The 13,823-nt window shown below is 61.5% G+C and carries 13 protein-coding genes; 7 read left to right on the top strand and 6 right to left on the bottom strand.

All coding sequences use genetic code 11. From position 1 onward, the window contains the following. Positions 1-56: 56 nt before the first annotated feature. Both CAG25_RS05500 and CAG25_RS05495 read left to right on the top strand, forming a co-directional pair. Positions 57-779, top strand: a complete 723-nt coding sequence (locus CAG25_RS05500) for a response regulator (protein ID WP_064598677.1) — start codon at positions 57-59, stop codon at positions 777-779. Then, on the top strand, positions 776-2,386 hold the full coding sequence (locus CAG25_RS05495) for an ATP-binding protein (RefSeq protein WP_007957745.1): 1,611 nt from the start codon (positions 776-778) through the stop codon (positions 2,384-2,386). Before CAG25_RS05500 ends, CAG25_RS05495 begins: the two co-directional genes overlap by 4 nt. A gap of 6 nt (positions 2,387-2,392) precedes the next feature. Here CAG25_RS05495 and CAG25_RS05490 read toward each other — a convergent pair whose 3' ends face one another. Further along, the gene (locus CAG25_RS05490) at positions 2,393-3,118 is read right to left on the bottom strand and encodes a 4'-phosphopantetheinyl transferase (RefSeq protein ID WP_085610716.1); all 726 of its coding nucleotides are present in this window, start codon (positions 3,116-3,118) and stop codon (positions 2,393-2,395) included. 152 nt (positions 3,119-3,270) lie between these two features. Then, positions 3,271-4,062 (bottom strand): dienelactone hydrolase family protein, encoded by a 792-nt coding sequence (locus CAG25_RS05485; protein ID WP_085610715.1) that lies wholly within the window; start codon positions 4,060-4,062, stop codon positions 3,271-3,273. A 142-nt stretch (positions 4,063-4,204) separates the two neighbouring features. On the opposite strand from CAG25_RS05485, the gene CAG25_RS05480 reads away from it, so the two are divergent. From CAG25_RS05480 to CAG25_RS05470, 3 genes are all read left to right on the top strand, one after another. Continuing rightward, the gene (locus CAG25_RS05480) at positions 4,205-4,810 is read left to right on the top strand and encodes a hypothetical protein (protein WP_064598671.1); all 606 of its coding nucleotides are present in this window, start codon (positions 4,205-4,207) and stop codon (positions 4,808-4,810) included. A gap of 104 nt (positions 4,811-4,914) precedes the next feature. Continuing rightward, on the top strand, positions 4,915-5,592 hold the full coding sequence (locus tag CAG25_RS05475; protein ID WP_039772894.1) for a response regulator transcription factor: 678 nt from the start codon (positions 4,915-4,917) through the stop codon (positions 5,590-5,592). After that, positions 5,589-6,935, top strand: coding sequence for an ATP-binding protein (locus CAG25_RS05470; protein WP_085610714.1), 1,347 nt, complete (start codon positions 5,589-5,591; stop codon positions 6,933-6,935). The genes CAG25_RS05475 and CAG25_RS05470 overlap by 4 nt, the downstream gene beginning before the upstream one ends. A gap of 105 nt (positions 6,936-7,040) precedes the next feature. On the opposite strand, the gene CAG25_RS05465 is transcribed toward CAG25_RS05470, so the two are convergent. Together CAG25_RS05465 and CAG25_RS05460 are read right to left on the bottom strand one after the other, a co-directional pair. Next, the gene (locus CAG25_RS05465; RefSeq protein ID WP_085610713.1) at positions 7,041-8,102 is read right to left on the bottom strand and encodes a S8 family peptidase; all 1,062 of its coding nucleotides are present in this window, start codon (positions 8,100-8,102) and stop codon (positions 7,041-7,043) included. Between the two features lie 159 nt (positions 8,103-8,261). Next, on the bottom strand, positions 8,262-9,260 hold the full coding sequence (locus CAG25_RS05460; RefSeq protein WP_085610712.1) for an AraC family transcriptional regulator: 999 nt from the start codon (positions 9,258-9,260) through the stop codon (positions 8,262-8,264). Positions 9,261-9,613: 353 nt separating this feature from the next. Here CAG25_RS05460 and CAG25_RS05455 point away from each other — a divergent pair, with 353 nt between their 5' ends. Both CAG25_RS05455 and CAG25_RS05450 read left to right on the top strand, forming a co-directional pair. Continuing rightward, the gene (locus tag CAG25_RS05455) at positions 9,614-10,948 is read left to right on the top strand and encodes a dicarboxylate/amino acid:cation symporter (protein WP_085610711.1); all 1,335 of its coding nucleotides are present in this window, start codon (positions 9,614-9,616) and stop codon (positions 10,946-10,948) included. Positions 10,949-11,093: 145 nt separating this feature from the next. Beyond that, positions 11,094-12,275, top strand: a complete 1,182-nt coding sequence (locus CAG25_RS05450; protein ID WP_085610710.1) for a CaiB/BaiF CoA-transferase family protein — start codon at positions 11,094-11,096, stop codon at positions 12,273-12,275. A gap of 37 nt (positions 12,276-12,312) precedes the next feature. On the opposite strand, the gene CAG25_RS05445 is transcribed toward CAG25_RS05450, so the two are convergent. Together CAG25_RS05445 and CAG25_RS05440 are read right to left on the bottom strand one after the other, a co-directional pair. After that, a complete protein-coding gene (locus tag CAG25_RS05445; protein ID WP_007957760.1) occupies positions 12,313-12,807 on the bottom strand; it encodes a SprT family zinc-dependent metalloprotease in 495 nt (164 codons plus the stop codon). A gap of 160 nt (positions 12,808-12,967) precedes the next feature. Next, positions 12,968-13,570: a Yip1 family protein gene (locus tag CAG25_RS05440; protein ID WP_007957761.1), complete on the bottom strand. Its 603-nt coding sequence runs from the start codon at positions 13,568-13,570 to the stop codon at positions 12,968-12,970. Between the last annotated feature and the right edge of the window lie 253 nt (positions 13,571-13,823).

Genomic DNA, 13,823 nt, shown 5'->3' with positions numbered 1-13,823 from the left:
CAAAAAGACGGGAGGATCCTTCCTTTATAAGCAGCATCGGCAAGCAGAGGTCACTCGTGGAGCAAGAAGCCTGGCAGGTATTGATCGTCGAGGATGACCAGCGTCTGGCCGAACTGACCCGGGAATACCTGCAAGCCAACGGATTGCGCGTGGAGATCGAAGGCAACGGTGCACTGGCGGCGGCGCGGATCATCAAGGAACAGCCGGACCTGGTGATCCTCGACCTGATGCTCCCTGGCGAAGACGGCCTGAGCATTTGCCGCAAGGTTCGCGACCGCTACGACGGGCCGATCCTGATGCTCACCGCGCGCACTGACGACGCCGACCAGATCCTCGGTCTCGACCTCGGTGCCGACGATTACGTGTGCAAACCGGTGCGCCCACGGCTGCTGCTGGCGCGCATCCAGGCGTTGCTGCGACGCAGTGACACACCGGAGCCATCGGCAGGCAATCCCCGTCGGTTGCAATTCGGCCCGCTGGTGGTGGACAACGCGTTGCGCGAAGCCTGGCTCAGCGACAGTGGCATCGAGCTGACCAGTGCCGAATTCGATCTGCTCTGGCTGCTGGTGTCCAACGCCGGACGGATCCTGTCCCGGGAAGAAATCTTCACCGCGTTGCGCGGCATCGGCTATGACGGCCAGGACCGTTCGATCGATGTGCGCATTTCGCGCATCCGCCCGAAGATCGGCGACGACCCCGACCATCCGCGCCTGATCAAGACCATTCGCAGCAAAGGCTACCTGTTCGTGCCGGAAGCCTGCGCAGACCTGCCGCTGTGAATTCGATCTTCCTGCGCATCTATGGCGGCATGTGCGCGGCGCTGATTCTGGTGGCGGTGCTCGGCGTGCTTGCGCTGCACCTGCTCAATCAGGTGCGCAGCGAGCAGTATCGCGAGCGTCTGGCCCACGGCACGTTTTCGCTGATGGCCGACAACCTGCAACCGATGAACGAGACCGAGCGCCATCGCGCCTTGCTGGTGTGGGAGCGACTGCTCGGGATTCCGCTGGCGCTGAAAACCTTTGCCCAGACCGACCTCGACCTGACTCAGCGCACCCGGGTGCAGCGCGGCCAGGCGCTGGTCGAACAGACCGGCCCGCACGCGGCCAAGGTCTATCGGCTGGTCAGCGACAAGGATCAACTGGTGCTGGTGGGCGAGGTGCAGCAGATCAGCGAGCAACTGGCCCGGGCGACCATTTATCTATTGGCCGATGAACTGGTGCGGGTGCCGGTGGGCGAGCAGCCCAAACGGCTGGCGCAATTGAAGGAAGACAAAGGCTTCGGCTTTGATTTGCGGCTGGTCACGGTCAGCGATGCCGACATGGACGAAGACCAGAGCCGTCGGGTGTCCGAGGGCGATACGGTGATGGCGCTGGGCAAGGGTGGCGATTCGATCCGGGTGTTCGCCGGTATGGTCGGCACGCCGTGGGTGCTGGAAATCGGGCCGTTGTATCAGATGAACCCGTACCCGCCGGAATGGCTGGTTTTGATCGCGGCCCTCGGGCTGACCCTGATCGGCCTGATCGTCTATTTATTGGTGCGGCAGCTCGAACGGCGTTTGCGCGGGCTCGAGGCTGCCGCCACGCGCATCGCCAAGGGCAGTCTGGAAACCCGGGTGCCGGCCCGGGGTGCCGACTCGGTGGGCAAACTGGCGGCGGCGTTCAACGGCATGGCCGAGCACTTGCAGCAGTTGCTCGCCATTCAGCGTGAACTGGTGCGCGCGGTGTCTCACGAATTGCGCACGCCGGTGGCGCGCCTGCGTTTCGGTCTGGAGATGATCGGCTCGGCCACCACCCCGCAGGCGCTGGAAAAATACCGCGAGGGCATGGACCACGACATCGAGGACCTCGACAAACTGGTCGACGAAATGCTCACGTACGCCCGGCTGGAGCAGGGCTCGCCGGCGTTGACCTTCCAGCGCATTGACCTGGATGCGCTGGTCAATCAGGTGATCGAAGAGCTGGCGCCTCTGCGTGCAGAAGTCACGGTGCAACGCGGTCTGTGCCTGTCAGCAGCGGATTGCGATGACGCCTGGGTCGAGGCCGAGCCGCGTTACCTGCACCGCGCCTTGCAGAATCTGGTGAGCAACGCCATGCGCCATGCGCGTTCGAAGGTCACGGTCAGTTATCAGGTCGGGCAAATGCGCTGCCGGGTGGATGTCGAGGACGACGGCCCCGGTGTGCCGGAAACCGCCTGGGAGAAAATCTTCACGCCGTTCCTGCGCCTGGACGACAGTCGCACCCGGGCGTCCGGTGGGCACGGGCTGGGCCTGTCGATCGTGCGGCGGATCATCCACTGGCACGATGGCCGGGCGTTGATTGGCAAGAGCAAGAGCCTGGGCGGGGCTTGTTTCAGTCTGAGCTGGCCGAGGAATCAGGAGCGGCGCTAAAAAACTTCAGGCAGGAATGCTGACCAGACTCAGCAACTGCCCGTCCTGCACGCCAAATTGCGCATCGAGTTCAGTGCCGTTGCGCCATTCACTGGACAGATCCGTCAGCAACCGCAACCGCACCTGACCCTGTTCATTCCACTCCAGCACTTCGGCGTGTTCGAAGTAGAAGCGCTGCTGCACGATCGGGTACAGCGCCTTGAACAGGCTTTCTTTCACCGAGAAGGTCAGGGTCACCCACAACGCAATCTGATCTCGGGAGCCGGCGGCCATGCGCTGCATTTCCGGCGGGGTCAGGATCTCTCCGGCCAGTCGTTCGGCGCGTTCGGCGTTGAGCAGGTTTTCCAGGTCCATGCCCAGTCCGCGCCAGTGCTGCTTGTTGGCGACAATCGCCGCCGCACGGCCGGTGCTGTGGGTGATCGAGCCGCAGATGTGCGCCGGCCACACCGGTGCACGGTCCTCGCCGATCGCCGGAACAGTGCTTGAGCCTTCCAATTGCTGCAACGCGGCCCGGGCGCAAATCCGCCCGGCGAGGAATTCCGCCTGCCGCTTGGCCACTGAACGCTGAATGCTCGGCGGCGGCTCGATGGCGCTACGACGAAAGTCATCGCCAAGCAGTTGCGACGGGTCGAAATGGGTGCTCAGAAATACGGTTTCGGGCAACACCGTCGGCAGTGGCCAATGGGCATCGAGCGGGGTGCAGCAGGCGGGGAGGAAAGGGCTGGCATTCATGGCGGGCATTTTGCCGGTAAGCGTCAGGGCTGGGTAGTGGCAAGGTTTAAATCGGCGGCGCGATCATCGCCAGCAGGCTGGCACCCACAAACGCTCGCCATGCATATGTGGGAGCCAGCCTGCTGGCGATGGCCGCGCCGCGATGTCTCTGCCTAACCAAAGATCTTCTTGAAAAACGCCTGCATGTCCGCCCAGGATTTTTCATCTGCAGCCTTGTTGTAGCCGATATCCGGGCCACCGTGATCGCCGTGACTCAGGCGATCCGCGTCAGGATTGCTGAAACCGTGCTTGGCGCCGTCGAGGCTGACGAATTGATAGTCGGCGCCGGCCTTGTCCATTTCCGACTTGAACGCCGTGACGTTGTCCGGGGTGACCATGCTGTCCAACGCGCCATGTTCGACGAGGACTTTCGCCTTCACGCTGCCCGGCGTAGCCGGGGTCTTGGTGGCCAGCGCGCCGTGGAAACTCACCACGCCGGCCAGCGGCACACCCTGACGCGCCGCATTCAGCACCACGCCCCCGCCGAAGCAGTAACCGATGGCGGCGATTTTATCCTTGTCGGTCTGCGGCTGTTTCTTCAACAGATCCAGCCCGGCCTGAAAGCGCTTGCTGGCCGCATCGGCGTTTTGCGTGGCCGCCTGCATGAACGCCATCGCGTCTTTCGGGTGCTCGGTGTTCTTGCCCCCACCGTACATGTCGATGGCCAGCGCGCTGTAGCCGAGCCCGGCAAGATCCCGGGCGCGGCGCTTGGCGTAGTCGTTCAGGCCCCACCATTCATGCACCACCACCACGCCGGGGCGCGGGCCCTTGATCGCGTCGTCGTAGGCGTAATAACCGATCAGCTTGGTGCCGTCGGCGCTCTGATAGGGGATTTCCTCGGTCTTGATCGCAGCCTGGCTGAGGCTGCTGAAGACGAGAAGGGCGAGGGTCAATAGCAGGCGCATGATCGGGTCTCCGGACAATAAGGGGTCAAAACAGCCTAGTTCATTTCATTCAGGCGAGGTTCAGAGAGCGTTCAGGGGCGGTACAGGGGAGGCTCAGTAACCTTGCGCCATACCCAAACAGCACTGTGAAAGAGGAAACTCCATGACTCGTTTAAATAAACTGCTGCTGGCTTTTACTGTAATGAGCGCCAGTATCGCGGCCCACGCCGACACCACCAGCAACTTCGCCGGCCTGACCTTTGGCCAGACCAGCGACAAGATCAAGAAATCCAACGCCCTGAACGACAACCTCGGCCACCCGGATGCCACCGCGGCCATCGACGGCAACAACACCTACGGCCTGCGTCTGGGTCAGCAAAACAGCCAGGGTCGCTACTACGCCACCTACGACAACGTGTCGGGCTCGCACAATGGCATTAAACTGCGCCAGGAAAACCTGCTGGGCAGCTACGATCTGTTCTACCCGGTGGGCGGCAGCACCAAGCTGTTTGGCGGTGCCACGGCGGGTCTGACCAAGCTGACCCAGGATTCGCCAGGCTACAGCCGTGACAGCGACATCGGTTACGCCGTCGGCGGTCAGTTCGGTGTGCTGCAGCAAGTCTCGCAGAACACCTCGGTCGAACTCGGTTACCGTTACCTGCGCAGCAACGCCAGCACCGAGATGAAAGAGAGCGGCGGCAGCAAGCAAGGCTCGCTGGATTTGACCAGCAGCGCCCAGACTTACCTGTCGGCCAACTACGCTTTCTAAGCGACTGGCGTCAGGCCCGCGCCGGGTCGTCCTTCGAGGGGCGATCCGGCGCAGCCATGTGAGGCGAAAGCCTTTGGAGTTGTCGATTTACCCGGGAGAGCGTCATGAAACTGTTGGTTGTCGAAGATGAAGCGCTGTTGCGCCATCACCTGCAAACCCGCCTGACGGAGAGCGGTCATGTGGTCGAGTCCGTGGCCAACGCCGAAGAGGCGTTGTACCAGACCGGGCAATTCAACTTTGACCTGGCGGTGATCGACCTCGGCCTGCCGGGCATGGGTGGGCTCGACCTGATCCGCCAGTTGCGCTCGGGCGGCAAGACCTTTCCGATCCTGATCCTCACCGCGCGCGGCAACTGGCAGGACAAGGTCGAAGGCCTGGCCGCCGGCGCCGACGATTACGTGGTCAAGCCGTTCCAGTTCGAAGAGCTCGAAGCGCGGCTCAATGCGTTGCTGCGCCGCTCCAGCGGTTTCACCCAGTCGACCATCGTTGCCGGCCCGTTGCTGCTGGACCTGAATCGCAAGCAGGCGAGCCTCGATGAGCAACCGCTGGCGCTGACCGCCTACGAATACCGGATCCTCGAATACCTCATGCGCCATCACCAGCAAGTGGTGCCCAAGGATCGGCTGATGGAGCAGTTGTACCCGGATGACGACGAGCGCGATCCGAACGTGATCGAAGTGCTGGTCGGCCGTCTGCGCCGCAAGCTGGAAGGCCCGGCCGGGTTCAAGCCGATCGACACCGTGCGCGGCCTCGGTTACCTGTTCAATGAGCGCTGCACTTGATCCGTTCCCTTCGCGTCCGGCTGATGCTCGCCGCCACCACCCTGGCGGTGTTGTTCATGCTCGCGTTGCTCCCGGCGATGCAGGGCGCGTTCAGCCTGGCGCTGCAGGACTCGATCGAGCAGCGGCTGGCGTCCGACGTCACCACGCTGATCTCTGCCGCGCGGGTTGAAAACAACCGCTTGATGATGCCGGCGCAGTTGCCCGACGAGCGCTTCAACCTCACGGACAACCGCCTGCTCGGCTACATCTATGACCGCGAAGGGCATCTGGTCTGGCGTTCGAAGGGCACCCAGGAAGAAAAGATCAACTACACGCCGCGCTACGACGGCCTCGGCAACGAGTTCGCGCGGATCCGCGAAGCCAACGGGCAGGAATTCTTCGTCTATGACGTCGAAGTCAAACTGCTCGGCGGCAAGAGCGCAGCCTTCAGTATCGTGGCCCTGCAACCGGTGCGCGAATACGAAACCACCCTCGAAGGCCTGCGGGAAAATCTCTACCTCGGTTTTGGCGCGGCATTGCTGGTGCTGCTGGCGCTGCTGTGGATCGGCCTGACCTGGGGTCTGAAAGCCTTGCGCCGGCTTAGTCAGGAACTTGACGAAATCGAAGGCGGAACCCTCGAAAGCCTCAGTGAACAACACCCGCGCGAACTGCTGCGACTGACCGGTTCCCTCAACCGCCTGCTGCACAGCGAACGCCAGCAGCGCAGCCGTTACCGCGACTCCCTCGACGATCTGGCCCACAGTCTGAAAACCCCGCTGGCGGTATTGCAAGGCGTCAGCGAAGACATGGCCCAGCGTCCCGAAGACCGAGATCAGGCCTGGGTGCTGCAAACCCAGATCGAACGCATGAGCCAGCAGATCGGCTACCAGTTGCAACGCGCCAGCCTGCGCAAAAGCGGTCTGGTACGCCATCAGGTGCGCCTGCGCCCGGTGCTGCAAAGCCTGTGCGACACGCTGGACAAGGTCTACCGCGACAAACACGTGCGCGTCGCCTTCGATCTGCCGGAGCACTGTTACGTGCCGATCGAGCAGGGCGCCTTGCTGGAGATGATGGGCAACCTGCTGGAAAACGCCTACCGTCTGTGCCTGGGCGAGGTGCGCATCAGCGTGCGCGAAAGCCATTCCGGAATGGAGCTGTGCATCGAAGACGACGGCCCCGGCGTACCACCTGATCAGCGCGCACGGATTCTCGAGCGTGGCGAACGCCTGGATCGCCAGCATCCGGGGCAGGGGATCGGGCTGGCAGTGGTCAAGGACATCATCGAGAGCTACAGCGCGAAACTGACCCTGGGTGATTCGCCGATGGGCGGGGCGGCGTTCAGGATTCACTTTCCGACAATTTAAACGTTGACTTTTTGGCCTCTGTCGGCAGCAAATCGGCGATGACATCAGTCGCATTGCTTTCACTGCTATCGTGTCAGCCCTTCATGTTCGCCGGCCTCGGCCCCGTCAATCAACCATGGACTGCGGGGCCGGGCGAGAAGCTGCTTCAAGATCCAGCAGGCCCCGACCGTATGCTTCACTGTTTGCATAGATGCCTGTCCGGTTCGCGGTGCTCAGCAGGCGTTCGCGGACTTGTTGTGGCGTGAGTTCCGGATAGCGGCTTTGCAGAGCTGCGAGCGCTCCGCTAACCAGCGCGGCAGCGGGCGACGTGCCAGCGGTCTCGGTGTATTGACCATTCTTGTTGGTGGTCAACAGGCCTTGGTCGGAACCTGAGTCACCGCCCGGTACAGCGATGCACCAGGCTGCCGCCACGCCGCAGTAGTTGGATTTCGCATTGATGGTGCTGCCATCGCTCTTCAGGGCAACCACCGCGATCCAGCCTTTTTCAAGTTCAGGCAGGGCGAGCGGCAAACCAGGTTCGGCCAAGGGTTCCCGTTTCAACTCGTTTCCGGTCGGGAACACGAAGACCGCCCCTTCCTGAACCATATTCCGCGCTGTGGCCAATGATTCCGGCATGACCTGGTTGTAGCGCGCCTCATTGATCTCGGTCGCCGGGATGGCGTTGGCCCAGGAGTTGTTGAAGATCCGCGCGCCCTTGTCGAAACCTGCTTGCCAGGATTGTGCTATCTCGCTATCAAAGAAAAATGGTTCGTTGTCGTCACCGAAGCGATAAGGGATCAACTGAGCGCCGAAGGCAATACCGTGCATGCCTTTGTCGTCCTTGTTGGCCGCCAGAATGCCGGCCATTTGGGTGCCGTGACCAATTCGGTCGAAGGTGCCGACCCGGTTTTCGACATAATCGAATCCCGGATCCCTCAGCCTGCCCTGAAACTCCGGCAGATTGTCGTTCAAACCCGAGTCGACAACGGCTACAGCCACGTCCTGACCGGTGCCGCCACGAGCATAGAGAGCCGACGCATTAACGATTGCGAGAGCTTTCTGAGCCCGATATTCCGGCGTCTCGTACGGCGTTGGATCAATGGAAGGCTGTACTGGATTTACCAGGCACCCCGTCAACAGGAATGGCAAAGCAAGTGTGGTGAGGGTTGCAATGGGTGATTGAAGCATGGTCGTTCCTTCATGAAGCTCCGTGCGCATCAGGCTTCCTGCCAGATGCAAAGGTTGCGGAGGGTGATTGTCTTGAAGGGGAACCCTATCAGCAGAAAGGAAGGTTCAGCAGGGAGGCAAAGTGCCCAGTTTGTTTCCTTCTATGGCGAATGACCTTTTTCAGTGTTCTTGCGCTCGATACGCCCCCGGCGTCAGTCCCGTCCATTTCTTGAACGCCCGATGAAACGCCGACGGCTCGGAAAACCCGAGCTGTTCGGCGATCTGTTGCAACGACAGATCGGCCCGCCCCAGGTGATAAATCGCGATGTCCCGCCGCAACTGATCCTTCAATTCCTGAAAACTGGTGCCTTCCTCGCGCAGATGCCGGCGCAGGGTTTGCGGGCTGATGTGCAGGTGCGCGGCCACGGCTTCCAGATCCGGCCAGCGTGCGCTGTCGTGGCTGAGCAAGCGACGCAGTCGGCTGCTCAGGCTGTTGCCGTCGTCCGGGCGGGACAGCAGGTCGGCGGGGGAGCGTTCGAGGAAATGCTTGAGGGTGCGTTCGTCCTGCAACAGCGGCATGTGCAGATAGCGGCTGTGAAATACCAGGCTGCTTTGCGTTGCCGAAAATTCCAGCGGGCAGGAAAACAGCAAATCGTATTCCGCCCCGTGCGCCGGTTTCGGGTAGCTGAAGCTCGCCTGTTCAAGACGAATCCGCTGGCCGATCAGCCAGCTGCCGAGGCGATGCCAGATCACCAGCAGGCTCTCGCTGAGAAAGTGATCCGGGTCCCACAATTGCGCATCGTCGAGGCTCAGGCGCACCCATTCGTCTTCATGGGTCAGGGTCAGGCGCGGGGCTTCGGGGAATAGGCTATAAAACAATAAGCCGCGTTGCAGAGCCTTTTCCAGGCTGCGGCAATGAATGATCGCGTGGCACATCATGGCAAAGCTGCCCGGTTTGCTCGGTGCGTTGCCGAAGCCCAGGTATTCGTCGTCCAGGGCCAGCCACAGGTTCTGGATCAACTGGGTGAATTGTTCCGGGGCGATCCGCGCGCGCGGCTCGTCGAGCAGTTCGGGGCTGATGCCCAGTTGCTGCAGCAGGTCCGAATAGTCGTAACCCGAGCGCCGCGCGCCACCGAGGGCGGCGCGGGCAAAGTGACTGGCGATGGTGCGTTCGCGCATGAGCGGCAGATCCTTCCTCTGGCGACCGATGGTAGCGGCTGCCTTTGATCGGTAACAAGGCGGATTTCCGCCAAATTGTAGGACGAGGTCAGGCGAGTTGGCGGAAATCCGCCACACTTGAGTCACCGAATGGTGACACGGAAAAACCCGTATCCCCTGATATCAAAAGGCTTGCAGCGATTTGCACCAAAGTGGCACGACGTTTGCGATAAGAGCCACAGAAGCGTGCGCCGAGCCGGTCCGGGAAAGCGTCGTTCGACACAACAAATCCCTCCAGTGCAGGAGGGTTCGCAATTCAGGTGTCGCGTTCAACAGATGGATGTTGCCACGCGGTACTCTTGAGGAACTTTGCAATGACGACTCGTCAGCCACTGTACAAATCCCTGTATTTCCAGGTGATCGTTGCCATCGCCATCGGCATCCTGCTCGGTCACTTCTACCCACAGACCGGTGTGGCGCTCAAGCCACTGGGTGACGGGTTCATCAAACTGATCAAAATGGTCATTGCGCCGATCATCTTCTGTACCGTTGTCAGCGGCATCGCCGGCATGCAGAACATGAAATCCGTGGGCAAGACCGGCGGCTACGCGCTGCTGTACTTCGAAATCGTTTCCACCATTGCCCTGCTGATCGGTCTGGTCGTGGTCAACGTTGTGCAGCCGGGCGCCGGCATGCACATCGACGTCACCACCCTGGACGCCTCGAAAATCGCCACTTATGTGACGGCCAGTAAAGACCAGAGCATCGTTGGCTTCCTCCTCAACGTGATCCCGAACACCATCGTCGGCGCATTCGCCACCGGTGACATCCTGCAAGTGTTGATGTTCTCGGTGATCTTTGGCTATGCGCTGCATCGCCTGGGTTCGTACGGTCGTCCGCTCCTGGACCTGATCGATCGTTTCGCCCACGTCATGTTCAACATCATCAACATGATCATGAAACTGGCGCCGCTGGGTGCGCTGGGTGCCATGGCCTTCACCATCGGTGCCTACGGTGTCGGCTCGCTGGTGCAGTTGGGTCAGTTGATGATCTGCTTCTACATCACCTGCATCCTGTTCGTGCTGGTGGTTCTGGGCGCGATCTGCCGGGCCCACGGTTTCAGCGTACTGAAGCTGGTGCGCTACATCCGTGAAGAACTGTTGATCGTACTGGGTACGTCCTCCTCCGAATCGGCGCTGCCACGCATGCTGATCAAGATGGAACGTCTGGGCGCGAAGAAATCGGTGGTAGGTCTGGTCATCCCGACCGGCTACTCGTTCAACCTCGACGGTACCTCGATCTACCTGACCATGGCGGCCGTGTTCATCGCTCAGGCGACCGACACCCACATGGACATCACCCATCAGATCACCCTGCTGCTGGTGCTGCTGCTGTCCTCCAAAGGCGCAGCCGGTGTGACCGGTTCGGGCTTCATCGTACTGGCGGCCACCCTGTCGGCCGTAGGTCACCTGCCGGTGGCCGGTCTGGCGCTGATCCTCGGTATCGACCGCTTCATGTCCGAAGCCCGCGCCCTGACCAACCTGGTCGGCAACGCCGTAGCGACCATCGTCGTGGCCAAGTGGGTCAAGGAGCTGGACACCGACGTGCTGCAATCCGAGCTGGCCTCGGGCGGTCGCGGTATCTCTGACGAGCGTCAAGAAGACGACCTGGGCTTGGCCGAAGGCCCGACCCCGAGCAATGTGAAGTAAGCATCGCTCGAATGGAAAAACCCGCTTCGGCGGGTTTTTTCTTGTCTGCTGTTTGAGCGCAACGGTCAGCGCAACTGATGGATCCGGTAATTGCCCCATCGCCGAGGGCTGCCTAGGCTGCATGCATCGTTGATGGAGAATGCCCATGTCTGCACCGCTGGCCTCACTGAAGATTCTGGATTTCTCGACCCTGTTGCCGGGGCCGTTTGCCTCGCTGCTGCTGGCGGACATGGGCGCCGAGGTACTGCGCATCGAATCACCGACCCGCCTCGACCTGGTGCGGGTGTTGCCGCCTCACGATCACGGCGTCTCGGCCAGTCACGCTTATCTCAACCGCAACAAGCGCAGCCTGGCACTGGACCTCAAGCAGCCCGAAGCGCTGGAGCTGGTGAAGCAGTTGCTGACGGATTACGACATCGTGCTGGAGCAATTTCGCCCCGGTGTGATGGAGCGGCTGGGGCTGGGTTACGAGGCGCTGAAGGCGATCAATCCGAAGCTGATTTATGTGTCGATCACCGGTTACGGCCAGACCGGGCCGTACAAGGATCGCGCCGGCCATGACATCAACTATCTGGCACTGGCCGGGCTCTCCAGTTACACCGGGCGCGCCGACAGGGGGCCGTTGCCGCTGGGCATGCAGGTGGCGGATGTCGCGGGCGGCTCGCTGCACGGGGTGATCGGTCTGCTGGCGGCGGTGATTTCCCGTCAGCAAACCGGGCAGGGCACCCATCTGGACGTGAGCATGACCGACTGCGCGTTCAGCCTGAATGCCATGGCCGGAGCCGGGTATCTGGCCTGCGGCGAAGAGCCGGGCTGGGAAGAGCAGATGCTCAATGGCGGCAGTTTCTACGATTACTACCGCTCTCGAGACGGGCGCTGGATGTCGGTGGGCAGTCTGGAACCGGCCTTCATGCAGCAACTGTGTGCGGCGCTGGGGCGGCCGGAACTGGCGGCGCAGGGCTTGTCACCCAAACCCGAACAGCAGCGGGCGCTCAAGGACGCCTTGAAGGTCGAGTTCGAGAAGCATGACTTTGCCGAACTGTGTGAGCTGTTCGCCGGAATCGATGCCTGTGTCGAACCGGTGCTGAACCTGGGCGAGGCGGTGCGGCATCCGCAATTGCAGGCGCGGGAACTGGTGACGCAGGTGCCCCGTGGCGATGGCTCGGCGCAGGCGCAGATCGCTTGCCCGCTGAAGTTTTCCGAGGCATTGCCGGCGCCGCGACATGTCGGGGCGGCGCTGGGGCAGCATACGGATCAGGTGTTGGCGGAGTTGGGGTTGAGCCCGGAGCGGATTGCCGAACTACGTGCCGCGAAAGTGGTTTTGTAGCTCGTTCCCACGCAGAGCGTGGGAACGAGGTGGGGACTTACTCGACCCGCATCTCGCCACTGAACACCAGCGTGTTGCGACAGCGCCGGCACAAATAGCGCCGACCTTGCCGGACCAGGCTGTGACGCTGCGCCGAAAACGGAAAATCGCTGTCCGCACACGGGCATTTATAGATGTAGCGGGTCACGCTGCGGCGTTTGACTTCATAGGTGTGACAGCGATCCGGTGGCAATTCGTAGACGCCGCGCATGATCAGTTGCCACTCCTCGCCGTGGGGCTGGATGCGGTCGCCGAACAGCTGGTGGGCGATCAGGTGTGCGACTTCGTGGGCCACGGTCTGCTTGAGGAAGTGCTCGGTGTTTTCCCGGTACAGCTGCGGATTGAAGCGCAGCAGGTTCTCGTGCAGATGCGCGACCCCGGCTTTTTGCCCGCGCAGCTTGAGGCTCACCACGGGGCGTTTGAAGGGACGTTTGAAAAAGGATTCAGCGAGTTGGAAACAGTCTTCGACGCGGGTATTGAGTTGCTCGGGCATGCTTGATGGATCTCCAGAGGCGTCGAGTATGCCGCAACCCCGGGGCGTTGCGAATCGTCGAACTGCCGAATGGTCGTCGCTCTTTTTCAACCGGCACGAGAAGGCCGCCTTGCGGCGGCCTGTGTTGGCGGATCTTGTTTTTCTCGGGATGAACCGATTGCTAATTGGTGTAGACGGGCCCCACGCCCAGTCCCCAGACGATCACGGTAAACGCCATGATGGCCACCAGCACCACCAGACCCACCGCCAGCACCGAGCTGGAAAACAGGAAACCCTCGTCGGACGGAATATTCATGAAGGTCGGCAGCCCCACATACAACAGATACACCGTGTAGCAGATGGCCGCCGTGCCGACGATCATCCCCAGCCACATGTGCGGGTAGAGCGCCGCCAGTCCGCCGACGAACAGCGGTGTCGCGGTGTAGGTGGCAAATGCCACGCAACGGGCCAGGCTCGGGTTGGCGTCATAGGTGCGGGCCATCCAGTGCACGAAGGCACCCATGACCGCGACCCCGCCGAGCATTGCCAGATAAGACATGATCGTCATCCACAACGCGCTTTCGACGGTGAGCATCACCGGTGCGCGGTTGCCGATCACCCAGCCGACCTGGGTGGTGCCGATAAATGCCGAAACAGCGGGGATCGCCGCCAGAATCAGCGTGTGCGTCAGGTACATGTGGCTGATGCTTTCTTCCTGGTCGCCACGGATTTCCTTCCATTCCTGATCGGGGTGGGTAAAAAGTCCCACTACGTGATGGATCATGCCAGTCACTCCTCTCGTTATTGCCATCGCCCCCCAGCGGAGCGCCTACGGGCCAATGCGGCCGAGCAAATACAGGTCTTCAGATTGTGTGCGACCTTATGTCGCAGTATAGAAAGGTCTTAACCGCACAGGTGATAGGGGCTTAGAGCAAATCGCGCTGTAAAACCTCGGGGTAATCGCGTCGAGGTCTGTGTAGAAGGGCGCTGCGAGCGGCGACAACCTGTGGCCACAAGCCCAGTGTTTTTGCGTAAAA

The sequence above is a fragment of the Pseudomonas sp. B16(2017) genome, from assembly GCF_002113205.1.
Taxonomy (GTDB): domain Bacteria; phylum Pseudomonadota; class Gammaproteobacteria; order Pseudomonadales; family Pseudomonadaceae; genus Aquipseudomonas; species Aquipseudomonas pharyngis.
The sequence above is the reverse complement of the archived record's forward strand: the minus strand, read 5'-3'. Positions and strand labels throughout refer to the sequence as shown.